General features: G+C 47.3%; 21 protein-coding genes, 2 pseudogenes and 1 other annotated feature. Of the genes and pseudogenes, 17 read left to right on the top strand and 6 right to left on the bottom strand.

Annotated features, from left to right (window positions below):
• Positions 1–15 precede the first annotated feature (15 nt).
• The gene (locus MZO40_RS10495; protein WP_252133266.1) at positions 16–1,980 is read left to right on the top strand and encodes a PTS sugar transporter subunit IIA; all 1,965 of its coding nucleotides are present in this window, start codon (positions 16–18) and stop codon (positions 1,978–1,980) included.
• 129 nt (positions 1,981–2,109) lie between these two features.
• On the opposite strand, the pseudogene brnQ reads toward MZO40_RS10495, so the two are convergent.
• Positions 2,110–3,502, bottom strand: a pseudogene (brnQ, locus tag MZO40_RS10490) (branched-chain amino acid transport system II carrier protein).
• A 106-nt stretch (positions 3,503–3,608) separates the two neighbouring features.
• Positions 3,609–3,863, bottom strand: a binding site (T-box leader).
• A gap of 302 nt (positions 3,864–4,165) precedes the next feature.
• On the opposite strand from brnQ, the gene MZO40_RS10485 reads away from it, so the two are divergent.
• The 3 genes from MZO40_RS10485 (at position 4,166) to MZO40_RS10475 (ending at position 6,721) form a co-directional block, all read left to right on the top strand.
• Positions 4,166–4,414, top strand: a complete 249-nt coding sequence (locus tag MZO40_RS10485; protein WP_105921887.1) for an AbrB family transcriptional regulator — start codon at positions 4,166–4,168, stop codon at positions 4,412–4,414.
• Positions 4,411–4,812 carry a type II toxin-antitoxin system death-on-curing family toxin gene (locus tag MZO40_RS10480; RefSeq protein ID WP_088770488.1) on the top strand — a complete coding sequence of 134 codons (402 nt, stop codon included), beginning with the start codon at positions 4,411–4,413 and terminating at the stop codon, positions 4,810–4,812. The genes MZO40_RS10485 and MZO40_RS10480 overlap by 4 nt, the downstream gene beginning before the upstream one ends.
• Before the next feature lie 172 nt (positions 4,813–4,984).
• Positions 4,985–6,721: an AarF/ABC1/UbiB kinase family protein gene (locus MZO40_RS10475; protein WP_252133265.1), complete on the top strand. Its 1,737-nt coding sequence runs from the start codon at positions 4,985–4,987 to the stop codon at positions 6,719–6,721.
• A gap of 180 nt (positions 6,722–6,901) precedes the next feature.
• Here MZO40_RS10475 and MZO40_RS10470 read toward each other — a convergent pair whose 3' ends face one another.
• Positions 6,902–7,552 carry an MIP/aquaporin family protein gene (locus MZO40_RS10470; protein ID WP_050338251.1) on the bottom strand — a complete coding sequence of 217 codons (651 nt, stop codon included), beginning with the start codon at positions 7,550–7,552 and terminating at the stop codon, positions 6,902–6,904.
• Between the two features lie 477 nt (positions 7,553–8,029).
• Here MZO40_RS10470 and MZO40_RS10465 point away from each other — a divergent pair, with 477 nt between their 5' ends.
• From MZO40_RS10465 to MZO40_RS10455, 3 genes are read left to right on the top strand one after another with little or no spacing between them, the layout of a single operon-like run.
• A complete protein-coding gene (locus tag MZO40_RS10465) occupies positions 8,030–9,223 on the top strand; it encodes an ATP-binding protein (RefSeq protein ID WP_105961654.1) in 1,194 nt (397 codons plus the stop codon).
• A gap of 15 nt (positions 9,224–9,238) precedes the next feature.
• A complete protein-coding gene (locus MZO40_RS10460) occupies positions 9,239–10,603 on the top strand; it encodes a VWA-like domain-containing protein (protein WP_050338253.1) in 1,365 nt (454 codons plus the stop codon).
• On the top strand, positions 10,587–10,886 hold the full coding sequence (locus tag MZO40_RS10455; RefSeq protein WP_050338254.1) for a hypothetical protein: 300 nt from the start codon (positions 10,587–10,589) through the stop codon (positions 10,884–10,886). The genes MZO40_RS10460 and MZO40_RS10455 overlap by 17 nt, the downstream gene beginning before the upstream one ends.
• A 122-nt stretch (positions 10,887–11,008) precedes the next feature.
• Here the strand turns inward: MZO40_RS10455 and MZO40_RS10450 are convergent, their stop codons facing one another.
• Entirely contained in the window at positions 11,009–11,593 is a 585-nt protein-coding gene (locus MZO40_RS10450; protein WP_105961653.1) for a TetR/AcrR family transcriptional regulator, read from the bottom strand.
• A 932-nt stretch (positions 11,594–12,525) separates the two neighbouring features.
• Between MZO40_RS10450 and MZO40_RS10445 the strand changes: the two genes are divergently transcribed.
• From MZO40_RS10445 to MZO40_RS10425, 5 genes are all read left to right on the top strand, one after another.
• Positions 12,526–13,089 carry a WxL domain-containing protein gene (locus MZO40_RS10445; protein ID WP_088770490.1) on the top strand — a complete coding sequence of 188 codons (564 nt, stop codon included), beginning with the start codon at positions 12,526–12,528 and terminating at the stop codon, positions 13,087–13,089.
• A gap of 40 nt (positions 13,090–13,129) precedes the next feature.
• On the top strand, positions 13,130–13,822 hold the full coding sequence (locus MZO40_RS10440) for a WxL domain-containing protein (protein ID WP_105919524.1): 693 nt from the start codon (positions 13,130–13,132) through the stop codon (positions 13,820–13,822).
• 92 nt (positions 13,823–13,914) lie between these two features.
• Positions 13,915–14,928: a DUF916 and DUF3324 domain-containing protein gene (locus tag MZO40_RS10435; RefSeq protein ID WP_105961651.1), complete on the top strand. Its 1,014-nt coding sequence runs from the start codon at positions 13,915–13,917 to the stop codon at positions 14,926–14,928.
• Between the two features lie 21 nt (positions 14,929–14,949).
• The gene (locus MZO40_RS10430; RefSeq protein ID WP_105961650.1) at positions 14,950–17,100 is read left to right on the top strand and encodes a lectin-like domain-containing protein; all 2,151 of its coding nucleotides are present in this window, start codon (positions 14,950–14,952) and stop codon (positions 17,098–17,100) included.
• Between the two features lie 321 nt (positions 17,101–17,421).
• Positions 17,422–18,774 (top strand): FAD-dependent oxidoreductase, encoded by a 1,353-nt coding sequence (locus tag MZO40_RS10425; protein WP_003640011.1) that lies wholly within the window; start codon positions 17,422–17,424, stop codon positions 18,772–18,774.
• A 177-nt stretch (positions 18,775–18,951) separates the two neighbouring features.
• Here the strand turns inward: MZO40_RS10425 and MZO40_RS10420 are convergent, their stop codons facing one another.
• The 3 genes from MZO40_RS10420 to MZO40_RS10410 all read right to left on the bottom strand — a co-directional run bounded on the left by MZO40_RS10420 (position 18,952) and on the right by MZO40_RS10410 (position 22,683).
• Positions 18,952–19,428 (bottom strand): GNAT family N-acetyltransferase, encoded by a 477-nt coding sequence (locus MZO40_RS10420; RefSeq protein WP_105961649.1) that lies wholly within the window; start codon positions 19,426–19,428, stop codon positions 18,952–18,954.
• A 363-nt stretch (positions 19,429–19,791) separates the two neighbouring features.
• Complete coding sequence (locus MZO40_RS10415; RefSeq protein WP_021338047.1) at positions 19,792–21,708, bottom strand: M13 family metallopeptidase; 1,917 nt, start codon at positions 21,706–21,708, stop codon at positions 19,792–19,794.
• A 309-nt stretch (positions 21,709–22,017) separates the two neighbouring features.
• A complete protein-coding gene (locus MZO40_RS10410) occupies positions 22,018–22,683 on the bottom strand; it encodes a Crp/Fnr family transcriptional regulator (protein ID WP_050338262.1) in 666 nt (221 codons plus the stop codon).
• 203 nt (positions 22,684–22,886) lie between these two features.
• Here MZO40_RS10410 and MZO40_RS10405 point away from each other — a divergent pair, with 203 nt between their 5' ends.
• From MZO40_RS10405 to MZO40_RS10390, 5 genes and pseudogenes are all read left to right on the top strand, one after another.
• Positions 22,887–23,105: a heavy-metal-associated domain-containing protein gene (locus tag MZO40_RS10405; protein ID WP_014571628.1), complete on the top strand. Its 219-nt coding sequence runs from the start codon at positions 22,887–22,889 to the stop codon at positions 23,103–23,105.
• 12 nt (positions 23,106–23,117) lie between these two features.
• A complete protein-coding gene (locus MZO40_RS10400) occupies positions 23,118–23,672 on the top strand; it encodes a DNA starvation/stationary phase protection protein (RefSeq protein WP_252133264.1) in 555 nt (184 codons plus the stop codon).
• Between the two features lie 126 nt (positions 23,673–23,798).
• Positions 23,799–24,002: a hypothetical protein gene (locus tag MZO40_RS10395; protein ID WP_050338263.1), complete on the top strand. Its 204-nt coding sequence runs from the start codon at positions 23,799–23,801 to the stop codon at positions 24,000–24,002.
• Between the two features lie 372 nt (positions 24,003–24,374).
• Positions 24,375–24,509, top strand: a pseudogene (locus MZO40_RS17645) (hypothetical protein); the annotation flags it as partial.
• Between the two features lie 464 nt (positions 24,510–24,973).
• The gene (locus tag MZO40_RS10390; RefSeq protein WP_105921895.1) at positions 24,974–25,489 is read left to right on the top strand and encodes a hypothetical protein; all 516 of its coding nucleotides are present in this window, start codon (positions 24,974–24,976) and stop codon (positions 25,487–25,489) included.
• Positions 25,490–25,856: the final 367 nt, after the last annotated feature.

Genomic DNA, 25,856 nt, shown 5'->3' with positions numbered 1-25,856 from the left:
AACGGGGTGAAACTAATGGAACAAAATGTGGAACAACAACCAGTGACGAAGAAGAAGCTGTCATGGCGCCAAATCAACGAAGGCGTGGCATTCGGGCTTGGTAATCTCGGTCACTCAGCCTTTTATGGCGCGTTAAGTACTTACTTTATCGTATTCGTGACCAGCGGGATGTTTAGCGGCGTGGCGCCGGCCATTGCAAATCGATTGATTGGACTAATTACCGGATTAGTCGTTGTGATTCGGTTAGCGGAAGTCGTCGTCGACCCGATTCTTGGGAATATCGTTGATAATACCGAGACACGCTGGGGCAAGTTTACGCCGTGGCAAGTGATTGGGAGTATTGTCAGTTCGGTCTTATTAGTCGTGATCTTTTCAGGCATTTTTGGCTTAGCCAAAGTTAATTGGATTCTATTTGCCATTGTTTTCGTGATTTTATTTATTATTCTAGATGTCTTTTACTCATTAACTGACGTTTCATATTGGGGCATGGTTCCCGCAATCAGCGAGGATAGTCACGCCCGTGGGATTTATACCGCATTAGGTAGTTTTACTGGAACGATTGGTTGGAACGGCCTGACGATGGTCGTGGTACCGATTACGACTTACTTTACCTTTATGGCGACAGGGAAGCATACTCAGGGTCCTCAAGGTTGGTTAGCGTTTGCTATTATTGTCGGGATTGTGGCGATCCTGTCAGCGTTATGTGTGGCTTTTGGAACGAGTGAAAAACACAATGCAATTCGAGAAGCCGCTAAGCAGAAGACGACGATCAAAGGCGTCTTCATGGGAATCATTAAAAACGATCAGATCATGTGGGTCAGTCTCGGCTATCTGTTCTATTCTTTAGCTTATGTGACGACTAACGGTGTCTTGTTCTACCTCTTTAAATTTGTGATTGGGAAGCCCGGCGAATTCTGGATTGCTGGTGCCGTTGCAACGGTGATTGGCTTTGTTACCTCGCCACTATACCCAATCTTGAACCGGTTCATTCCACGGAAAGTCCTGTTTGCACTCGGCCAATGCTCAATGATTTTGGCTTACATTATCTTTATCGTGGCCCATACTAATTTGACGTTATTGATTATTGGGTTGGTCCTCTTCAACATCAATTTTGCCCAACTCGTCACGGTATTATCGATGACGGATGCCATCGAATACGGACAATTGAAGAATGGTAACCGGAATGAAGCCGTTGTCTTAGCTGTACGGCCAATGCTCGACAAGATCACGGGTGCCTTTTCCAACGGGATCGTGGGTGCGATTGCCTTAGTTGCCGGGATGACTGGCAGCGCCACTGCCGCTGATATGACCGCCAGCAACATCCACACGTTTGAATTACTGGCCTTTTACCTACCATTGGCTTGTGCGATTTTGTCATTACTCGTCTTCATGTTCAAAGTAACGATTACGGAGAAAAAACACGCCGAAATCGTCGAAGAACTGCAGACGAAGCTTGCAACTGGTGAAGTTGCGGATGCACCAGCGACGGTCGCAACCGTTGACGATGCGCTGACAACGAAAGTATTAGCACCTGTCAGTGGTCAACCGATGATGCTTGAAGCAGTCAAAAATGGGAATCGAGGTCAAGGCTTACCAGGCGTTGGTTTTGCAATTCAACCAAATGATGGCCAGCTATACGCACCGTTTGACGGGACGATTCGGTTCACGTTCTCGACGAAACACACACTAGGAATTGTTTCTGACGCCGGACTTGAAACGATTATTCATGTCGGCTTAGGGACGGTCAACCTTCGTGGTGCTGGCTTTACGACTTACTACCAAGATGGCCAAGTTGTGCATGCGGGGGATCTACTGATGACTTTTGATCGTGACCTGATCAAGCAACATGGTTATGATGATGTCGTCGTCACTTTCTTCACACAACCTGGGCGAATCACAGCTCGGACGGATGACTGGCCGGCAACGATTCAACATGGACAGTCAGCGATGAAAGTTACTCTCAAACCAGAACCAAAATAACTCCTACACCCCAAATGAGCCCTGCCGGCAAACGCTGACAGGGCTCATTTCATATTTAAAAGGACTTCATCAAACATCGCACCAAAATTAGTTTAAAGATGCATTTGCAATTATCAATCGCAACTAAATCTAATGTTTGACCGGCAATTCCATACCCATGCTGGCCTGATTTTGCCGCGTGACGAGGTAATGAACGGTCCCGAAGACGGCGCCGACTAGTGCAGGTACGAGCCAGTCCATTCCGCTACTGGCTAGTGGCAAGTAGCTTTGGACGTGTGCCATGGCTTGACCAAAGGCACTTTGGCTAACGACTGCTGGAAACGCTGCGACCATGTCGAAGACGGCGGGAACAACGGTGAAGACGACGACCCAGACGTAAACGACGCGTGACTTATGGAAGAGCGGCGACAGGATGGATAAGAAGATCAAGGCCATCGCGAGTGGGTACAGGAACATCAAGACGGGTGTGGACCAGGCGATGATTTGATTGAGTCCGACGTTCGCCGTCAAGAATGAGGCGAGGCAGGTGATGCGTAACCAAGCTTTGTAGCTCAAGAAACCGAAATGTTTATGGAAGTCTTGGGCAAAGGCGGCGACTAAACCAATGGCGGTCGTCAAACAGGTCGTGACGATCAAGACGGCTAATACGGCCTGCCCGACTGTCCCCATGTAATGATTGACGATTTGGTCAAAAGCAACGCCACCATTATCTGATAATTTGAAGCGACCGAGGGATTGTGCCCCTAATAAGATCAATAAGACGTAGATCAACCCTTCAAACGCCATTGAGAAGAAGCCGGCGCGGGCAGTCACCCAGGCAGCCTTGTTGGGATCCGTTTGGCCCCATAAAGTTAACGGCCGTGACGATGGTGACCCCGAGTGCGAGACCAGCCAGGGCGTCCATCGTGTTGTAACCTTGCAAGAAACCGTTAGTGAACCCGGCACTCTGGTAAGCTGCGGTGGCAGTCGTGCTACCAGCATGTGCTAATGGGCTACTAAAGGCGACGGCGAAGATTACCACGAGCAATAATAAGAATAATGGATTTAATAATTTGCCGACGCGAGCCATGATCTTGCTTTGCTCAACGGAGAGGTAGTAAGCCAGACCGAAGAATGCGGCTGAGAACAGTAGGAGTGCCAGTGATTGGTACTTGGCTGGGAAGAATGGCGCTAATCCAACGGTGAACGAAACGGTGGCCGTCCGGGGTGTCCCGAAGAAGGGCCCAATCGTGAAGTGAATCAGGACCATGAAGACGACCGCAAAAGTTGCACCCAAGGGCCGACCAATATCGTAGACCCCTTTTGATTTAGTGACACAAACGGCTAGAACGGAGAGTAACGGTAATAAAACGGCCGTTACGAGAAAGCCCACGGCCGCCATGCCCCAGTGTGAACCAGCTAATTGGCCGAGATGTAGCGGAAAAATCAGGTTACCAGCCCCGAAGAATAGGGCGAAAATCATTGAGCTTAAAGTGACATAATCACGTTTGGTCAAGTTGCGTTTTTGGATACGATTTAGCATAAAATCAGCACTCCTTTGTGTGTTCGGGTCAACGATTGCTCGTAATGACGCCTTTAAAAAGTTGCGATTAACCAAAAAACGCCCTGATATCTGAGTTAGACTCAGAAACCAGGACGTTTTTACACGTGTTACCACCTTAGCTTTGTGACCGCATTGCTACGGACACCTCAGAAGGTACGGCAAGTGACCGGCCACTTGCGATACCCGGGCTCAATAATGGGAGCAACCAACAGCAACTAACGAGACGCTCGTCACTGCCACTCAGAGCTGATTTTCAATTAGCTAGTCGTGATGTCATTTCACCAAGCTGACACTCTCTAAACACTGCTAGGAAATTTACTTTGTTCGTCAACGTGTTTGTTAACCGTTTTTTAATGTGGTTCTAACTTACAACCGTGAAGATTATTTGTCAATCTTTTTTTGAAAATTGATTGGAAAATGTCTTAGGGATACTGACGGGTCGCGGATTGTGGGCTGGGAGGGCTGGAGAGACGCGATTGCTGCCGCTGATTGGCACATCAGAGCCTCAGATTATCAGGCGTTATTGGCAGTTGTCGCTAAGTTAGTAACTTCAACGTACGGGGCCGGGGGCAGTGACATAAAAATAAGAATGTGTGTACAACATGCTATAATGTACACACGAAAATACGAGGAGGATTATCGATGAGCGAAAACAATTCAGATCACATCAAAATGTTCAAAAACGGCAATTCATTTGCTTTCCGGGTGTCTAAAAAAGACCGGGAAGCGCTAAACGCCACGAGTGAGACTAGTTTTGAAAAAATTGTTTCCCCTGACGGCCAGGAGATCACATTTCGCAAGGTAGCGGATGAGCAGACCGACCTGTTAGCGATGGCCGACCATATTCTTGACCAACACGGCGACTTATTGAAACGACTGGAGGACTTATGAGATACCTAAATAAGCAATTCCTCATTGACCTCAACCAAGATATTATCAAGCGTGCCGATAAGAAATATGGCGGTGTTCAGTATTCGCAGGGACTTGAAATTGTGATTGAACAACCGCAACAGGTCTTGTTTGGCAAGGAATTGTATCCTAATATCTGGATTAAGGCCGCGTTTATGATTCAGAAAATAACGAAGAAGCATATCTTTGTGGATGGCAATAAACGGACCGCGTTCTTCAGCGGCATTATATTCTTGTACGCGAATGGCATTCGATTGAGTTATACCGATGATGAAGCCGTGGTACTGATTCTGGACGTCACGACCAACCCCGACACGGATGAAGTGATGGTGGCGTTAGCGGAGTGGCTGAAGGCCCACCAAGTCCCCAATGAAGCTTAAATACTGAAACGCTATTCGCTACAAGCTGGCGGATAGCGTTTTAAAATTGATTAATGACCACCGATAATCAATGTGCGCTAATTTTTTATGAAAAAAACACGTTAGCAGGTGCGGAATCGGCTGGAAAGTTGGATAATAGCACTATCAAGTAATTTGTGAGGAGGAACCGCCGATGACGACTAGTGACGAACAGAAGCCGCAATGGCAAGTGAATCAGAACCGCCACACGCGTTTCCGGACGATTGTGAGTGTGTTGCGCAAGTACAATGTGCTGAGTAATCTGGCGCGTCAGAAGAATCCTGACCAGGTTCGCGCGGCATTCGAAGAACTGGGACCCACTTTTATTAAAATCGGGCAGATTCTGTCGTCACGAACGGATATCGTTAAGCCGGAGTTCGCCAATGAATTCAAAAAATTGCAGAATAATGTTCGCGCCGACGATTTCGACGTCGTCCAACAAACGATTGAGCGGCAGACGGGTAAGCCAATCGATGAAATGTTCGCCCAATTCAATGAGCAGCCGTTTGCATCCGCATCAATGGGACAGACCCATCACGCGACTTTACTGAACGGTCAAAAAGTGGTGGTCAAGGTTCAACATCCGGGCATCGATGCCGAAGTGGCGCTAGATATTTCACTGTTCGAGCGGGCATTACCACTGTTGCGCTACATTCCGGAATCGTCGGTTGTCGACATGCAGGAAATGGTGGCGGAAATCAAGCGGTCGCTGTTTAACGAACTGGATACGAGCATTGAGGTCAAAAACGGCTCACGCTTTTACCGGTTGAATGACGGTGATGATATCATTCGCGTGCCGCGCGTCTACGGCAAGTACAGCACGCAAAAAGTTCTGGTCAATCAGTACATGCCGGGCACGACGATTCAGCATTTTATGGCTAAAGTCCTGGCCGCGGATGAAGCGGGTGATCATCAATACGATGAAGAGCGCCGCTACCTAGCAAATGTGCTCGTCCAGAACTTTCTCAAGCAAGTGTTCCAAGATGGCTTTTTCCATGCGGACCCGCATCCTGGTAACATCTTGTTACGTGAGCTGCAGCCGAGCGATATCGGGTACAATGACACGGTTCCGCAGCGCGTGGGCAAGCTCGGTAAACGCCAACTGCCGCCGTATCGCTTGGTCTACCTAGACTTTGGTATGATGGGCGAAATCAGTCCGGCACTGATGGCGGGGATTGCCAACGTGGTCGTGGCTGTCACGACGGAGGACACCCATCAAGTCGGTAAGGCGATTCTGGCCATTTCCAATCGAACCGGGGCAGTTGACGAGGAAGCCTTCTTCAGTGAGCTCGCGCCGTTTTTGAGCCAATATTATAATTCGGGTTTGGGCGACATTGACTTTCAAGGGTTACTATTTGAGATGGTCAAGGTTTGCCGGAGCAATAACATTCAGATGAATCCAGCAGTCACGATGCTAGGCAAGGCCTTTGGGACGATTGAAGGCATCGTTGAACCCTTAGACCCGACCCTGTCGATGATGGATGTGGCCCGCCCATTTGCCCGCAAGTACATTCGCGAAAACTTTAATATACGCAATGAGCTAGAGGACGGTTTGTTGGCCAGTCTGCAGAGCTTACGGGATGCGCCCAAGATCCCGTCGCGCCTGCTGTCGGCTTTGGATACCTTTGAAAACGGACAGACCCGCGTCAACTTGGTGTTTTCACACCGCAAGCTATTCATTGACCGTATCGATTCAATGGTCAATAAAATCGTGCTCTCAGTGATTTTAGCCGCACTGATCGTCGGGTCCTCGTTACTCGTCCAGAGTCATCCGGATAATAGCTGGATCACGAACATCGGGATTTTCGGTTATGTGTCGGCGGTCGTCGTGATTATCGGCCTGCTGATTGGGACGCTGCATTCGTGGTATACCCATTGGCGGCGGAAATAGGCAAGTTTAGAGCCGAATGCGGTCTGAGTCGGCCTTGCTTGCGGACGGGCTCAAAGGCAGTTATGACGTCATTATGGTAAACCAGTGTTTCAGCCGATAAAAATTAAAACTAAAAAAGTGCGGCCATGATTTCAATGACGAAATCATGGCCGCACAGTCGTTACTAGTCAATTAAATGGCTTAGTCTTCTGAACCCATGACGCGGGCACAAAAGGCAGCTAAGATGGCACCAACTTCTGGTGCTAAGATGTAGACCCATAGGTGTGATAAGGCGCTACCACCGGCGAAGATTGCGGGACCAATTGAACGGGCAGGGTTCAAAGACCCACCGGTCAAGTTGAGGGCAACGATGATCAGGAAGGCCAACGTTACACCAATCGTCAAACCGGCGAAGTCCGCGTTACCATGGTCGTTGCTGGTGACGTTCAAAATCACCAGTAAGAACAAGAAGGTAACGAGTGCTTCAACGAAGAAGGCCATCCCACTACCGATTTTTGGAAAATCAGTTTGTCCGAGTGACGTTGCGGATAAGCCTAACGCGCTGACGAAGGACTTAACAGCTGCGGAAGCGACGATTGCCCCAATAATTTGGGCGATGATGTAACCGACCGCGTCGGCGGCATCGATTCGGCGATTGATCAACATCGCGGTCGTTACAGCCGGGTTGAAGTGGCCACCTGAAATACCACCAAAGGCATAGGCGGAGACGGTGATGGCTAACCCAAAGGCTAATCCAATGGCGAGGACGTCACCCTTGGCAATCACAACGGTCGCGGTCCCTAAGAACACTAACATAAACGTGCCGAGAAATTCGGCGAGATACTTGCGCATATTTGCACACTCCCTTTTGGAATAATTGCTAACCTAACCTATTTTACAATAACTATCGGCTAAAACGAGGCTTTTTGCTCAATTAATGGCAACTTGCCGTAAGTTTTTGATAATTATATTTATTAGCTGGTTATATCCTTTGCATTGATGTCACGGGATTTTTGGTGATTTTCATCGGACTTGAAAACCCGTATATGAAAAATTTGTTGTTTGCCAGCGATAATTACCACTGGTCAGTATGATGAGACACTGACCTAACGTGCTGTGCGGTTGTTATTCAGCATGCAGGATGCTTAGAACGCGCCAATTTCTCAGTTTAAAAGCAGTAGCTGTGACCCAGTTCCAGAAGTCGACAAACGAACAGCTAGCCAAATCAAAAATACGATTCTGTTCTATAATAGTAACGACAGTAGTTGCTAGCATTAATGAAAATCATTCAGTTTGTTTCACGTGAAACAGTAAAGGAAGGTTGAATTCATGGCGTTATCGTATCAAGCATTGTTAACGGCAGTTCCGGTGGTGTTAAAGGCGGGCAACGTGCCCAACATTGTCGGTGAAGCGGGTATCGGTAAATCAGCACTCGTCGCGGATGTGGCGCGAAAGCTCGGGGCAAAACTATTTACGACGGTCGTCAGTCTTTCTGAAAAGGGCGATTTAGCGATTCCAGTGCCGCCGCTAACGAGTGACTCGTTTATTCAGACGCAACACTATGGTCAATTGGCGGATGTCCAATTTGGCTATTCTCACACGCTGATTGAAATCGTTCAATACGCCGAAGCCCATCCGCAACAGCCAATCTTATGGCTGCTCGACGAGTTTAACCGTGGGACGCAGGCAGTTCAAAGTGAATTGATGAACCTCGTTTTACAACGTACGATCAATTCGTTACGGTTGCCCGAACAAGTTCAACTGATCCTTGCCGAAAATCCCGATGCCAGCATGACTGGCTTCGAACAGAGCACGTACGGCGTCGTTGCGGGGGACGCGGCCATCAAAGACCGGACCGTCCGTTTAGTGATGCGCGCGGACCCAGCGGACTGGCTAGCTTGGGCGCAACGTTCTGATGAACAGCGTCAGCGGCCCAATATTCATCCGCTCGTCCAACAGTTTATTAGTGAAGATGTGACCCGCCTCAACCAAACGGATGTGCAGGCGGACTTAACGGCGACGCCCCGTGCCTGGGAACGTGTCTCAGCCAACCTATATGAACTCGAACAGTTGCCGGATGACCAACAAACGCTCGTCGCACTCGATATTTTTCAAGGTGATGTCGGCGCGACACTGGGGCTGGCCTTCTATCAATTTATCGAGCAGCAAGCCATTCACGTGACGCCGGCGATGCTGTACGAGGCCCAACCCGTCGGTGCCGTGGTCCCTGCCCCAGTCTTGAAACAGTTCACCGCGATGAGCGAGCTGCAAAAGAGTACGGTGCTGGCGAGTTGTTTGCAGCTGACGGCGACTTATCCGTTGACTGATGACCACAACGCCGGACGGTTTATGCAATTATTGCAAACGCTCAGCCAGGATGGTCAGTTCGCCCTGGTCCAACAGATTGGCCATCAGCGTGAGTTACTAAAACAGCTCTATACGGCCAACGTTGCCAAACAAAGTCCGTATGTCACGGCACTATATCAATATTTGCAACAAGTCGCGAGTTGGTCGAATCAATAGAAGGGGGTGCGGTCGATGCTGAATAACGCCGCGGAATATGCCAATTGGCGCCAAACGATGTTGACGACCGCGTCAACCCATCCGGCGCAGGAAGCTGCGACAATGCTCAGTCGTGCCATCATTGAGTTATTGGCGACGGACCAGTTTTATGGCGAATTACTGACGCGCTTGCCCCGGCAACTGAATACTGAGTTGAACGCGCCGTTTGCCTTGAGCTGGGTAGATAATCAGCTCGTCTTACAGTATGCCCCGCAAGCCTTAGCTCAGACGTTTACCCGGTTCGACCAGTTACAAGCCGGCCTCAAACACGTCGCGTTACACGTGGTGTGGCAACATCCATTGCGCTACCGCAATCAAGTCGCCACACAGCAACGACTTGTGACGTTAGCGACGGATTTGGCCGTGAATCAGTATGTGAGCGGGTTGCCAGCAACGGCGATTTCGCTGGCTCAGATACAGGCGCAGGTGCCCGTCACGTTACCGCAACACGCGGATTCGGGGACTTATTTACGATTATTGCGCCAACAACAGTCAACCGATCCAGAACGGCCGAATGCGGGCCAGACAACTAAATCCACGCCACAAGGGCCGCAACACCGCCAATCAAGTACGGGCCAAGAGTCACTGCCAGCTACCGGCCCCATTGACGATGCTCGTCAATGGTCGGCAAGCGGCCAGTTGACGAACCCTAATCTGGCGCAATCACGTCTACGCCAATTAGCCAAGGATGCGTGGCAACAAACGACTGAAGCCGGTCGGGGCTTGGTTGCGGGCCACGTCGCTGCGCAATTGGACGTCCTTAGTCAGCCAGCGCAAATCGACTGGCGGCAATTATTAGTCCGGGGATTAGGCCAAATTCCGAGTGGCAAGAAGGCCTCACACGCTCGCTTTAATCGGCGTCAACCCGCCCGCATGGAGTTGCCTGGTCAGATCAGTGATACCCGTTTGGATTTACAAGTCTACGTTGACCAGTCGGGGTCCATCAGCGATGCCTTATTACGCCAGTTGTTGGCTCAAGCCGCCACCTTGACTCAACTGTTAACGGCGACGATTACGATCAAACCGTTTGATGCAATCGTCCAACCAGGTCAAACGTATCAGGCTAGTTTCCCGCAACAGGTGCGGTTCGCTCGCCATGGTGGCGGGGGGACGGCCTATCAGCCGATTTTTGACGACTTAGCCCGGCATCATCAAACGGCTGCGACAACGCTTGCGCTCATCTTAACGGACGGTCGGGGTGAGGCTCAGATTGACGCGCATCATTTTACCAATGTCATTTGGTTATTGGCGCAGCCAACTGACAAGTTATCGATTCACCCCGTCGTTGGCCAGGTCGTTAATTTGAATTTAGGAGATGATCCCGATGGCCCAACCACTTAATCCAGATGATATGCAATCATTATTGACACATGACCGCCGTTATCAGCGTGCGGCCGCAATCCTTCACGACCAGTGGCAACGCGTCTCGGCGGAAGAAGACCTCGCTTATCGCCAGCAGATCACGGTCGACGATCTACGGTTTGCCAAGGCGTTACTAGCTAGTGAAACGCTGACGAGCCCCTTTGACTTCGACCATTACGCCGGTGCTCAACAGCTGCGCCAGCACTATGGTAGCCAGCTGACCAGTGCCGCACAAAATTGGTTGGTTCAGAAATATGTTTAGTCGTGTTCAGTTTACTGGCCATGAACGATTTAACATCAATTAATAAAATAAAAATGCAGATGCTAAAAGAAACCACAGCTTTCCGATTCATCAGAAGGCTGTGGTTTTATTATGCGCAGTTATTAACGCGTTAAAAATTGGCGCCAAGCTTGTTCACGCAGCGCAATATCTGGGTGAGCGCCCTGACGAAGACGAGTCTGGAGGCCAATCCGGGCTTCGAGTAAGGCCTGGGCAAGGGCAGTACTGGATTGCGTGTTGATGATTTGCTGACTCGCTTGACCCTTTAAAATGACGGCGGACATCAAGGTCAAGTAATCATTGTAGAACCAATCAACGGCTTGCTGGACATCGGTGTCAGTCGTCCCGAATTCAGCGACCGCGTTGGCCATCAGATCACCAGCTGGCTGGTCAGCGTTAGTTAAATCACGGCTAAACAGCATGCTGAGCACCGTCAACGCATCAGCGCCACTTTGTTCGAGCTGTTGCATCGCTTGCGTACAGCTTGTGAGCGTTTGTTGATGGTAGCGACTTAGCGCGCGGAGGTAGAGCGTATGCTTGTCACCAATGGCATTATAGAGACTCTGCTTTTTGACCCCACTGGTCGCGACGATTTCATCCATCGACGTGTGGTAGTAGCCTTGTTGCCAAAATAAAGACATAATTTTTTCAATAACTTGATCATCTTGAAATGTTTTCTTAGCGGGCAAAATCGAGGCCGCCTTTCTGATTTGAAATAAGTATTTCAAGTATACCATAGCCGGATTAGCGATTTGGTAAATATAATTGAACGGCTAAAATTGTTTGCTCAAAGGGCCTTTACTGTTTTGAAATTGGATTTTAATTGAGCACAATTAGTTGCATTTGGAAATTAAATAAAATTAGGGTTATTAAATCGATTACATCAGTTTATAAATTGAAGATAAGTTAAACAAACGGCGTAGCGTTGCGGGACTATTCCAAATTGATATAGCAATTCAATAGTTATAAATATCAGAACTTTTACCTAATGTTACTTCTCATTAAAGTCTAACAACAATATAATGTTGATGGCTTATTTAGTTAAGGCGGGTAACTACTAGCGATTATTTGACCATAAATGGCAGGCTGAAAAGCTTGATGTTAAACTGATTGCAGTAGTTTATATCGAAATATTTGTATTCGTCATAATATTAGAAACGGCTCAGAGGTCCGTTAAAAAGGCACTTTTAATCAATGATTAAGGGGCAACATTAATTGACAGCGATTCCAATACCATGATATATTTTCGTTGCTGATAGGGTTACTCACAACGATTCACTATTAGTACCAAGAATTAATTAGATTAATCAGACGTCAGTCAACTACTGGAAAGGAGTGGTCATATCAAATGGCAATCTGGCGGATTAATAATCGGGCTCAGCCAACTTATTAGCATTCCGGTGCTGGCTGATACCCAAACTGGAACTTACCATTTAACGGTCACTTCTAACTCAGGTGTGACTGGCAATCCCGTCAAAGGACCGCTACAAGGAATCTTACCGCAGATGAATGAAGTACAGCAGTGGATTCTACTCGTTATCGGGGTCTGCGGACTAAGTTTGTTAATATTCTTAATTCTAATCTGGTGGCGCAACCGTCAAACAATAAAGGAGCAACCAAAATGAAAAAATATATTGGAACACTTGTTGCAGGCATGACACTTATGGCAGGCTTACCACTCGTTGGGCAAGCAGCTGATAAAACGACTGAAGCACAAGTGAAGTTGGAACAAGATGAAAATAACAAGGACATTACGTTAGATGAAGCCCCAGCCTTGGATATGGGAACGGTTACAATTGATAACACGACGCAAACCAAGACTGCAGATACGGTCACAGGTAGTGTGAAGGTGACTAACCCCGGTAATACGGATGGCTGGAGTGTTCAAGTCGCGGGCTCCAAGTTTTTAAATGGCAGTCAGGAATTACGGGGCGCCGCATTAACATTCAAGAATGCCAGTGTGACGGCTGATGATGAAGCCAACGCTTCTAAGAATCCAACTGCACCCGATGTAACGGTGAACGAATCTAACCAAATGATTTTAGGCGCCGTTGCCAATGAAGGAATCGGTAAGTTTACGAGTGCTTATGCCAAGACGGACGTTTCCCTGTTAGTACCTGCTGGTAACTCAGCTGGGGCTTACACTTCTACGCTGACTTGGACATTAGGCAACGCCCCTAGCTAATTGAGAACCAATGGACCAAAGGAGAGCTGAGGTGTGACCGATGAGAATGGGATTGTTGGTGACAGGTCGGTTACTAATGATGGCCGTTAGTGGGCTGATTATTAGTAATTGGGGCTGGAGCGTGACAACGCAAGCTGCAGATAGACAGTCACAGGTGCAGGTTAAGTTGACCCCGTCGGACGATGACGACGCAGTTTCTCCGGTCGATCCTGATGATCCCAGTAAGCCATACCCTGGTGATCCGGCAGATGAAGGTAACGTGACCGGAACAGGCTCACGGGGCAAATTAACCATCGATTTCGTCAGTAATCTTAAGTTTAAACCCGTCACGACAGCCGGTGGACCCGCTACGGTAACGGCGCAAAATGAGCGTGCGATGATTCAGGTCACTGATCGGCGTGCATCGGCAGCTGGCTGGACACTACAAGTAACGCCCAGCCCGTTACAAAGTGGTCAGCAGCAGTTAACGACCTCGTTGAAGTTAGGCAGTGTCCAACTCAAACCGGGGACGGGCAATGTCAGTGCCGCCCCGAACGTGGTCAACACCGGCGAGCTCGTGACAGGTATCGCGAACAACGTCGTCACTGCCCAACCGCAATCGGGCTTGGGCACGTGGTTAGTTATTTTGAATCGGGGCGATGAACTGACACAACTTCAGATTCATGACCGGCAACTCAGTGCGGGTGATTACACCGGTACGTTAGCCTGGTCATTAAACAATGCACCTAGTTGAATAGTTTGATTGAAGCTGCTACTCGTCAAGAATGGCAGCTTCAATCATACATAGCACGTCACTTACCGTTGAAAAAAGGAAGGGTAACCCATATGAAAAAAATATTTTGGCAGTTAATGGCAGTTGTTGCTGTGATTGGGGCCGGCTGGACGATGCGCGCTCAGGCCGACGATTTGAACTATACGGTTCAAGCTGATTTACCTAAAAATCAGATCAATCAAAAAGTCTCTTACTTTGATTTAAAAGTGACCCCAGGCCAAAAACAAAATCTGACGTTGCATATTAAAAATAGCGATAGTAAAGAACACCGCTACACCGTTTCACCTAACTTGGCGGTGACGAATGATAACGGGATCATCGACTACAGTCAGGCCAACGCGAAGGCGGATGATTCACTGAAGTTTAACATCAAGACTGCGCTTTCGAAGAAGCAGGTCGTGACGGTGCCTGCTAAGTCGAGCAAGGCAGTGACTATCCAGCTGAACGTCCCTGAAAAAGAATTTAAAGGTGTGGCACTCGGCGGGATCAACATTGTTCAAGAGTTGAGTGGTAAGAAGCAACAGGCCAGTAGCGGGATGGCCATCAATAATCAGTACGCCTATGTGATTGGGCTCCAGTTACAAGAGTCCGATAAGACGACCATCAAGCCGAACATGAAGTTGCATTCCGTGAAAGCCGAACAACGCAATTACCGGAACTATGTCTCGGCGAACTTACAAAATAATCAGCCGGTCATTATGCACGGACTCAAGATCAAGAGTTACGTGACCAAGGCCGGGAGTTCTAAGAAAGTGTTAACGACGAATAAAGAAAATATGTCGATGGCCCCGAATAGTAACTTTAACTTTGCAATTGGTGATGGCAACAAACAGCTCAAAGCTGGCAAGTACACGTTACATTTAACCGCGACAGCGGATAAGGGCAAGTGGCAATTCACTAAGAACTTCACCATTACGGACAAGACGGCTAAAGCACTCAATGATACGGCTGTGACCGAAAAACAAACGAACTATTTCTGGTGGTTTGTGGCACTCGGCGTCGTCATCATTGCCCTATTAGGCGCAATTATCTGGCTACTATTGAAAAACCGCCGCCGTCAGGATTAACTAGCGAGAGGAGTTTTCAACATGTGGAAGGGACCGAAACAAATACTTGTTGCATTAGCGGCATTAACCGGGTTATGGGCCGGGACCGCCCAGATTCAAGCTGCGGACGAAGCGTCGTTAGCAACGGCACCGTCTGGCTTGAATCAGTTGGATAAACTCTTCACGCTTCCTGCCGCATTCAATAGCGGGGTGACGAACAGCGCTAGTATCGCGAACGTTACTAATGCCAGCTCGCCAAACACGCAGTCGATTCAAGTGATCAATGGCAAGAAACAAATGGGTGGCTTTTGGTCAAATGATGCCAACCGTTTTGACATTAACAAGGATGCCACCTTCAAGATGTGGCTATACTTGGGGTCATCAACGAGTACCAGTAAGGCCGGTGACGGGATGGCCTTCGTCTTACAAAATGATCCGAACGGGACGACGGCTTCCGCCAAGGTCAGTTCATCGAGTATTATTGGGGAGACCCTCGGCGTGTGGGGCGTCGATACCAATAACAAATTACAGGATGGCGATGAATTTGCCAAAACTGCCATCCAGAATAGTTGGGCCTTAGAGTTTGACACCTATACCAATACATCGACCGGTTATAGCGATGCGGGTAAGGGTGACGCCTTTGATAATGGGATCAAGAAACAACATATTGCGACCGGCTACCCAGGTAGTGCGAGCCAATATATCAATAATTCAGTCAAGAGTCTCGATATCACGGGGATTATCTGGTCAACGCGGTACTTCTTTACGCAGACTCACCATAATTTAGTCACCAACATGACGCTGGGTGACAGTAAGTGGCACCACCTCGTAATGAACTGGAATGCCGCTAGTAAGACGATGACTTACACGTTTGACGATGTGAATCCGGACGGCTCGGCAACTGGTGGTGGCTTTACTCAGAGTGAAGTACTCGACACTAGCAAGTTCAACAGCAGTGATGGCTTGATGCGCTGGGGCTTCATGGGCGCGACTGGGAGTAATTCCGGGAACAACATGGTCGTGATCGAGAGTGCGCCTAATCTCGTCGATGCGAGTGCGGCGGTCAAAGTGACGGATAAAACTAAGAACCGCGAAATCACGACCGGCAGTCAGTTGAAGGCTAAGCACAAGGTCCAATATGACTATCAACTCACGTATCAGAGTGGCCAATTAGATTGGGACAATATCACGGCCGAGCTCAATTTGCCGAAGTACGTGACGTTTGATAGCGCAAAAGTGACGTATGCGGATGGCAGCGAACAAGCCTTGACCGCGCCAACTGCGGATGCCACTAAGGTCGACTATAGCTTGAATAAAGCCTTGTCAGCCAGTCAGAAGACGGCGACCATCACGCTTACCGGGACGGCCAACGATGTGACGGTCAACCAAAATACGACGGTCACCAGCGCGACGTTCAAGAATAAGGTCTTCGAGACGTCAACTGAGGCGCCTGATTATCTGATTACGGTCGACCAGCCGATGGGGATTTATATTCGAAACAATCCTTACACCGTTGCTAATGGTGAGGATGTCACGATCAAAGGAATCGTGGCCGTTGAAAACTCCGAACAATTGACGAACGATAAGGTGACGTTACATCCCACGGTCAACGGCCAAGAAATGCCGACGGTGCAGATGAGTAACGATGAAGAATCCGGGTTCTTTAGCTACAAGATCAAAGCCAGTCAGTTACATGTCGGCAATGATAATAAGCTTGAAATCTGGGCGTCAGACCCTTATGAAAATGAATCACCAGTTGGTGTTGCCAATATCACGGTGACCGGTGGCGAACTGAGTTTTAAGAGCGTCTCCAAGAACAGTACGTTCAAATCGATCACGCTTGATGGGCAAGCCCAAACCACTGATCGTGAAGACGACTGGCAACTGGTCGTCCGTGACAGTCGTGGTAAGGGGTCCAGCTGGCAACTGCAGGCGAGCGCGACTAACTTCAAAACGACGGGTGGTCAGACGTTAGCGGGTGACGTGCTCTTCCGCGAAGGTGATAAGACAACGGTTCTGAATAGCAACGGCACCGTAATTGACAGCCATACAACGACCAGCGATAATGACGACTATGACGTCTTATCTGACTGGACGAGCAAGTCTGGCATTTTGTACCGCAGTAACGCCGGGGCCGTTCCCGGTTCGTACACCGGTGACATCACGTGGACGTTGACGGATGCACCAAAGTAACTAGTGGTTGGTGAATAAAAGAGAAGATGAAAGCTCTTACAAGTGAACGCTTGTGAGAGCTTTTTCTTATCGTTTGATGATTAGTTTAAGGGCAGTCATGATTTTTATTAACGACCCCTGTTAATCGAATTAATAAACGGGTTAATTCCCATAAATGCTGTAATATCGGCAATTCGTTATCACTTGATTAGTGAAAAAAGTGCGTTTTTTGCGTGTTTTTGGTTGCGTTTTCTTTTTCGTTTAGTACAATGTAATTGTTACCAAATACATGTTGCACAAATATGATTGTGAATATAAACACATTTAAGGAGCGCGTTTAATATGAAAGTTATCGTAATTGGTTGTACTCATGCCGGAACTGCTGCTGTAAATCAAATCTTGGCGTCAAATCCAGAAACAGACGTCACGATTTATGAACGGAATGACAATGTGTCATTTCTCTCCTGTGGGATTGCCCTCTATCTTGGTGGCGAAGTTGCCGATCCACAAGGGCTCTTCTATTCCAGTCCAGAACAATTAGCCAAATTAGGCGCGAATGTTCATATGCAACATGATGTGACCGACGTGGATACCGAAAATCATGAAATTACCGTTACTGATTTGAAGACCGGCGAATCCAAGAAAGATCATTACGACAAATTAGTTGTCACAACTGGTTCATGGCCTGTAATTCCACCAATCGATGGTATCGACAGCCCGAACGTTTACCTCTGCAAGAACTGGACGCATGCCCAAAGCTTATGGGAAGCTGCCAAGCCAGCTAAGCGCGTCATCGTTATCGGTGGGGGCTACATCGGGACTGAATTAGTCGAAGCTTATCAGAAGCAAGGTAAGGAAGTTACCTTAATTGATGGCTTACCACGGATTTTAAACAAGTATTTAGACAAAGGCTTCACTGACCGGGTCGAAAAAGACTTCGTTGACCATGGCATCAAGATGGCCTTAAATCAGATGGTTAAAGGCTTCAGTGATGATGGCAAGGAAGTTACCGTTAAGACTGACAAGGGCAGCTACACCGCTGATATGGCAATTCTCTGTGTTGGTTTCCGGCCAAACACCAGCCTATTAAAGGGCAAAGTTGACATGAACCCGAATGGCTCCATCAAGACAAATGACTACATGCAAACATCTGACCCTGATATCTACGGTGCCGGTGATTCCGTTGCAGTTCACTACAACCCAACTAAGAAGGATGCTTACATTCCATTAGCCACTAACGCGGTTCGTCAAGGAACTTTAGTTGGTTTGAACATCTTCAAGCCAACTCGGAAGTACATGGGGACGCAATCAACTTCTGGTTTAATGTTATTTGGCAAGACGATTGTTTCTTCAGGGATGACCTTGGAACATGCTCAAGCTGAAAAGGTACCTGCAGAAGCCGTTACCTTTGAAGATAACTACCGTCCAGAATTTATGCCAACCACGAAACCAGTTCTGATGCAATTGGTTTACAACCCAGAGACGCGTGAAATCTTAGGGGCCCAATTCATGAGTGAACATGACGTTTCACAATCGGCTAACGTGATCTCAGTGATGATTCAAAATCACAACACGATCGATGACTTAGGCTTTGTTGACATGTTCTTCCAGCCAATCTATGACCGTCCGTTCAACTACTTGAACTTATTAGGCCAAGCAGCTATCGCGCATGCGGCTGAAAAAGTGACGGAATAATTGAATTAAACGAGTTATTTTGACTCGAAAAAGATGCACCGCTGATCCGAACAAGACATGTTTCGGATCAGCGGTGCATCTTTTTTTGTTGGGGCACGACGGTTAACGGTCAGTCGTTGCTGGAACCCCACACGCTTGTGTTGAGAAGATTGACCCTACTATTAAAGGTGCGAGTGCCTAGGACGCTTGGTAGTCAAAGTTTAAGTTGTCGGTAGTCGTAAAGCCCAAAGCTGTCAGCACTTGTCCCATAAGTGAATCTGGTTGAGATAAAGCTAATTTGAGCTGCTGGAGTTTTAATTCGACGGTGCCGAATGCCACGAGTCGTTCCAGAATTTCCGTTAAGGGGGCGACGTCATGATTAGCGTCCGTCAGCTGGACTGTCAACGTTGCTTGGTGGGCAGCCATATCAATTGGCGCAAACCCGACCTGTCCGCAGAAATCATTGGTAGTCCGATCAGTAACGCCCCAAATCAGCTGACGATCGTTAAAAATCTCGCGCATCACTTGATTGATACGGTCGGCCGTCGCTGCCATGGTCACGGTCGTATCGGTCGTTTGGTAGAGATTGAAGACGTCGACCACGCGGACTTTCGTGAGCCAATCAAATGCATAGTGCGGCGTCAAAATAGGATGGTATTTTTCAAATTGTGACATCAAGCGCGTGCTCCTTTAAATGAGTTATTTCGATGTGAAACGATAAGTCTATTGTACCACGGGTCTGGGGGCGGGCTGGGTATGGATGATTTGGACTAGTAACTGTTTTGAATATTCCACCATAAAGCACTTAGTCTTCTAAAAAAGTAAGCACAATTATATCTCATGTGAAAAATCATTACATTTCACAAAATACTAATGATTTTACTCGATGTTATAATAAAGGCTTACTTTTAGTCTGCTATCAGCACCAACAACCCCACCAACCTAAAAATCGGTCCTCCGAGTCACAAGCTCGAAGAACCGATTTATTTTAGTTATTTATTTTAGTTATTTATTTTAGTTTAAACAATAAGAATTAAATTACCAAATCTTGACCCGTTTGTCTGGTGCCAAGTACATCGCGTCTTCAGGTTGGATATCGAAGGTCGTGTAGAAGTCATCCAGATTCTTTGGTTGCACATTGGCCCGCAGCTTAGCTGGGGCGTGGACGTCGATTGAAAGTAACAGTTGCATGTATTCCGTCGTTGCTTTCATCCGCCAGATCATGGCCCAGTTGGTGAAGAAGGCGTTGAGGTCGACGTCGTCTTCGCCCTTGGCTGCTTCTTCAGCACAACTCAGACCACCGGCATCGGCAATATTTTCGGATACCGTCAGCGTCCCGTTGACCTTAGCGCCAGCGAAGTCGAGACCGTCAAATTCACTGATCATCGACTTGGCGAGTTCCTTGAAGTGTGCGGAATCTTCGTCTGTCCACCAGTTATGCAAGTTCCCAAATTCGTCGAACAGTGCGCCGTTGTTATCGAAGGCGTGTGAGATTTCATGGGCAATCACGGCACCAATACCACCGTAGTTCGCGCTAGAAGACTGTTCGAGACTATAGAACGGTGCTTGCAAGATTGCTGCAGGGAAGACGATGATATTCATGAATGGGTGGTAGTAAGCGTTGACTGTGTCCGCACTCATTTCCCAGCGCGTCCGGTCCGTGGCCTTACCCCATTTTGAGAACATGTCTTGCCGAGCAAGTCGGTTGAAGTGGAGCACGTTACTCAACACGTTGCCGCCCTGTTCAGGGGTGTGCGTCTTGAACTTCGTGTAGATGGCTTCCAATTTATCAGGGTAACCGACTTGAATACCAAGTTTATCAAGCTTGGTGACGGCCTTGGCACGGGTATCGGCACTGAGCCAGGTGTTGGCTTGCAGACGGCGCTTGTAGACGCCAATCATTTTCTCGACCATCTGATGCACGTCAGCTTTGGCAGCTTCACCAAAGTATTTGTGACCATAGTAGAGGCCAACGACTTGGTCAAACGTGCCAGTTGCGAGATAGTAGGCACTCTTCGCCTGGTTACGTGGTTCCTTTTGTCCAGAGAGGGCCCGGGAGTAGGTCGTCGCTAAGACCCGCATGTCGTCGCTTAAGTAGCCGCTGTAGCGTTGAACTAACTTCGCCTTCATCCAGTTCTTCATCAAGCCGAAGTTGTCCGGATTGACCACGTCATTGAAATGGTCAAAGAAGGCGGGTTCTGGCAGGATGACTTGTTCAGGATTACCATCGATGACCGAATACGTGATGGCAGCCAAGTCTAAGTACCGACTTGTGTTGACGAAATCGTTGAATTTACGAGGGTTATACATCTTGCTGTAATCAGCGGATTCTTCAGCGGATTTGACCCACGGCACGATCAACCGGTCAAACTTCAAGGTGTCGTCGACGATTTGCTTGGCTTCCGCTTCGTCGTAGCCGGTCTTTTGAAGCAGTTCAGTCATCATTTGTGCGTAGATGGCGAGTAACTTAGGGCCGGCCTGGTTGCCTTCGTCGTAGTAAGTCTTGTCGGGCAAAATGGTGCCGGGTGCTTGGGCGAAGAGGGCGTTGACCTTGGTATTCTTCATGTCAGCGTCGACGTCCAGGCTGAATGGCAATGGGAGGCCGTCGTAGATCCAATCGGGCATCCGTTGTTGTAAGTCAGCAAAATCACTTAGACTATCGACTTGCTTGAGGCATGGTAATAGTGGTTCAGCCCCGTTAGCGTCGCGTTGCTTAAAATCTTTGGCTAAGCGGTAAAACTTGATAAATTCAGCTAGCTGGGGATTATCAGGTTCAACTGAACCCGCAGCCATGGCATCAAAATCATGCATTAACGTTTTTTCGATGGCATCGACTAAGTCCATGAAGCCACCAGTTGAAGAATGGTCATCCGGAATGACGGCGGTTTTGAGCCACTCGCCATTGACGGCATCGTAGAGATCTTGTTTTACTGCTGCTTGATTAATGGTTGCCATTAAATCCACTCCCTAATAAATTTTCTAATACTAGTTTAATTATACCTTAGATTAATCCAAGTGGTATCGTCGAGTACCGCTGAAAATTAAAATGATTTTGGATAGTGAGAGCTGTCGGCAAAATTAAACCGAGTCGGTGTAGTGGCCAAACGGCGCGCTTCAGTCACGGCAATCGCGTTAATTTGGGCCCTTATATGTGATTGGTTGGGACAAGATTACGGCTGCAACCAGCGAAAAATAGGCGGGTGAACAAACCAACCGGATGAGCGCTCACAGGTTGTGAATCGCCATCCGGTTGGTTTGATTATCTTATTCAGTTAATAACAGTTGGTCTGCATCGTTGATTTTAATGATTTTGCCAGTCTTTTGGGTAATCAGGCCTTGACGTTCGAACAAGGCGAGCTTGCGGCTAATGCTTTCAGGGGTGGTTCCCAAGAAGGTCGCCAAGTCCTTCTTCTTTAATGGTAATTTAAACGCGTCCGTCTTGAGTGCAGCCGCCGTTTCCGTGAGGTAGTTGGCTAGGCGCGCTTCGACGGACTCGGTCGCCGTGCTCGTCGTTTGGCGTTCCAGCTGGGTGAGCCGTCTGCCGAAGACGTTTAAGACGTTGATGCTGATGCTAGGATATTGTTGCATCAACGCTTGAAAGTCGGCGCGGCGGATGCTGCAGACATCGGTCGGAACCAGCGCTTCGCCAAAGGACGTGCGGCGTTGGTTCTCAAATAAGGCAGCTTCGCCATCAATATCACCAGTTTGTAATAAGTACAGTAACTGTTCCCGGCCATTTGCAGCTAATTGATAGACTTTGACTTGGCCGTTGGCGAGAATCATCAACGAATCGAGTGGGTCGTCAGCGCTGAAAATGGTGCTGCCGGCTGGAAAGTGATGATGCTGAACGATCGTTTCAATTGTATCTAACTGTTCATCAGCGAGTTCCTTGAAAATCGGCACTAACTGAACGCATTCATGCTCTGCCATGAGAACACCCCCTAATTAGATTCACCTTTACTATACCAGATTTCTGCTATGGCGTAGGCGTTCGCGTTTCATCTATGGCTTGATTTTTAACAATTTTATTGTAACCGAAAACTTTTTATTATTTCTTGACGGCGGTCAAGTTCTTATCAATAAAATCCGGTTATGATAGAACCATCAAATGAGTTGATACGGAGGTAATTGAAATGAAAATTATTATGCAATTAGGAACGTTGACCTGCCCATCATGCATGACCAAGATTGAAAAGGCTGTGTCGAACCACGAGGGTGTCGAAAATGTCAAAGTGTTATTCAATGCTAGCAAGGTCAAGGCCAACTTTGATCCAGAAGTAACGTCGGCCGATGATTTGGCACAAGTCGTTACCGGTTTGGGCTATGAAGTAGAAAACGTTAAGGTTAAATAGGAGGACGCATTCATGAGTGAATTAACAATCGATGAACAATACGCCGCTGAATTAAAACAAAGTGATATTGACCACCACGTCCCGACTGCCGGTGCGATGACGAATCACATCCTGTCGAATCTAATGGTCGCATATGTTAAGTTAAGCCAGGTCAAATGGTACGTCAAAGACCCGCAATCATTGGCATTGCGGACGGAATATCAACAACTGATCGACCAAAATGTCCGTCAGTTTGCTGAACTCGGTGACTTACTCTTAGATGAAAACCAAAAGCCATCTTCCACAACGGCTGAATTAACCAAGTATTCAATGTTGGAAGAAAACGGGGCTCTCAAGTACCAATCCGCTGATGAACTCGTGGCCGCAACCATCAAGGATTTTGATACGGAAAACCTATTCGTTGACCGGGCTATCAAGTTAGCTGAAAAAGAGACCCGGCCAGCATTAGCCGCATGGTTAGTCGCTTACCGCGGCAGCAATAATCGCAACATCCGGGAACTGCAAGCCTACTTGGGCAATGACGCACGTACCGGACTAGATGAAGAAGACGAAGATGATGATGACTAATTAGTCAGGTCAATTCAAATGAAGTGCTCGGAATCGCCATTGTGTGGGCAGGCGATTCCGGGCACTTTTGCTATTGTGACTAGGCTGCGCTATACTAGCGACATTAATTAAGGGAGGGACCCCAAGATGTCGATTAGTGATATTATCATGTGGACGTTTGTCTTTATTATCGCGACTGGGTTCGTAACGGTTGTTTCAACGACAGTACTGTTGAAGCGAGCAAAACGAGCGCCCAAGGATACCGAGCAGTCCCACAGTGATGACGACGATGACTGGAAAAAAGATGATTGGAACCATGATGATTGGAAAAAGGGCGATTGGAAGGATTAGTGGCGTTAGCTGGTGACAATCGGGAAACAACTGTCGCTGTTGGTAGTTGAGATGGCTTACTGTTCGGCAGTGCGTGCTCGCTCAGCCTGATAGTCGGGTAGCTGCTCGATTGACGGATGAATGACCACTTTACTTGGTACAATTGAGCGCTGAATATTAAGAAACGGCAAACTTTAGTTAGTATTAATGATTAATAAAAAACGTGCGTGATTGCGGCTATCAAGTTAACTTGATGCTGCAATCATGCGCGTTTTTTTGAATCGATTGAGTGTTGTTTCGTAAGCCCGCTAACAAGCGCTATGAACAACTAATGTTGAAGACTTATCAGGGTGCTGATTGTCAATTTTTTAACATACACTTGATCAGTTATCTGATGACGCACTTCAACGAAGCACTGCTAAGCTATATGAGGTTTATAATTATAAGCAAAAATACAAGCAAGGTGAGGCAACTACAATGCCAGGTTACCGGCCAAAACCGGTATATCTCTTACAGGCCTTCCAATAAGTTAATACGTACACGTTCAGTAAAAGTGTTGCAGTAGCGGGCCCGCAGTAGTCATATGCCCTAAATTTAGCAAAAGCTTCATTATCAGATTATGATTTGGATGGCTATCACGCAAAAACTGTGCAACAGAAGTAAAATAGGCTATCAAAACCAATGCGACCGGTCAAAAAAGTGGATGATATAAAAAAAGCTCCATTATGGTAATAGAGGACATTTGTACGGATGATGTGTCAGAAGGAATCTGCGACGATATTTTAGAGGCGGTTTTGGAACATCGAATGCGCCGTATGCAAGAAAAGTTAATAACTTGTTTCACGTCTTGATTATTCTGATATTAACAGTGTCCAAGATGCAATAAGAGCCCTCAGAAAACAAACGAGAAACCAGTTCACATCTGGTAATTTACAGAAAATCGGGAAAGCAATTTATGAAGTTGCACAATCATTAAAGTGAGGATGACAAAAATGCGTGCTTTAGTTGAAGTCAATCAAAACAAGATTAATATTGAGTTAGATGATTTAGCTGAATTGATTTGGGGAATAGACAAGAACGGACTGTGGATTAACCATGCCGGTACCACACAAACTTTGAAAGATGAATTTCGACTATCTTTTTCTCTATTTCCAAGTGACTTAAATCCAGAATGGAAGAATGTTCCCTTGGAATGGAAGGCAGACGGATTACTTATACAGCCAGTTAAAGATAATTCTAAAGAAATTGCGGTGTTTACTGAGTATGAAACTGAGTTACCTTTCAATCAAAAAGGATTTTACAATTTAGTTGCATATCTAGCAACGCACTTGAATGGCAAGATTAGCGAGGATGACGGTAATCACTGGAAGACGATTTCTCAGTTTCGTTTGAAACATAAATCGATTATGATAGCTGACTTTTATCAACTGTTAGCCGAAAGCATCGAAATCAGTGCAAAAGCTCTTCCCGTTGACGAACCCAAGTATTACGATTTATTGAATGAATAATTGAGAAGGCGGAAAATGATTGTGAGGCCCTATAATTGAGTCGATAAACAGGCCAAATGAGCAATACTTTATGTGTTTTTCTGAGTAAGCAGTAAATAATTAACCGTATTGTTTTCCCGAATTGTTTTACAAATTATTTCCAGTAAAAAAGAGTGTTCTGAACTTCTCGGTTTTTGAGAGAAGCTCAGAACACTCTTTTCCTTCAAAAGCACCTCATCAATTTATTTAATGAGGTAATCAGAATCCATATTGTCAGCAACGGTTGTAAAATGTTGGAAAATACCGATTAGAAAATGTCGGTTTTCCAACATTTTTTTACGGTAAAATAAACGCATCTCAAATTTGGAGGAACTGAAATGCGTTTAGA

This window comes from Lactiplantibacillus sp. B652 (genome assembly GCF_023806745.1).
In the GTDB taxonomy this organism is placed as follows: Bacteria; Bacillota; Bacilli; order Lactobacillales; family Lactobacillaceae; genus Lactiplantibacillus; species Lactiplantibacillus pentosus.
Note: the sequence above shows the minus strand (reverse complement) of the source record. Positions and strands in the feature narration are given on the sequence as shown.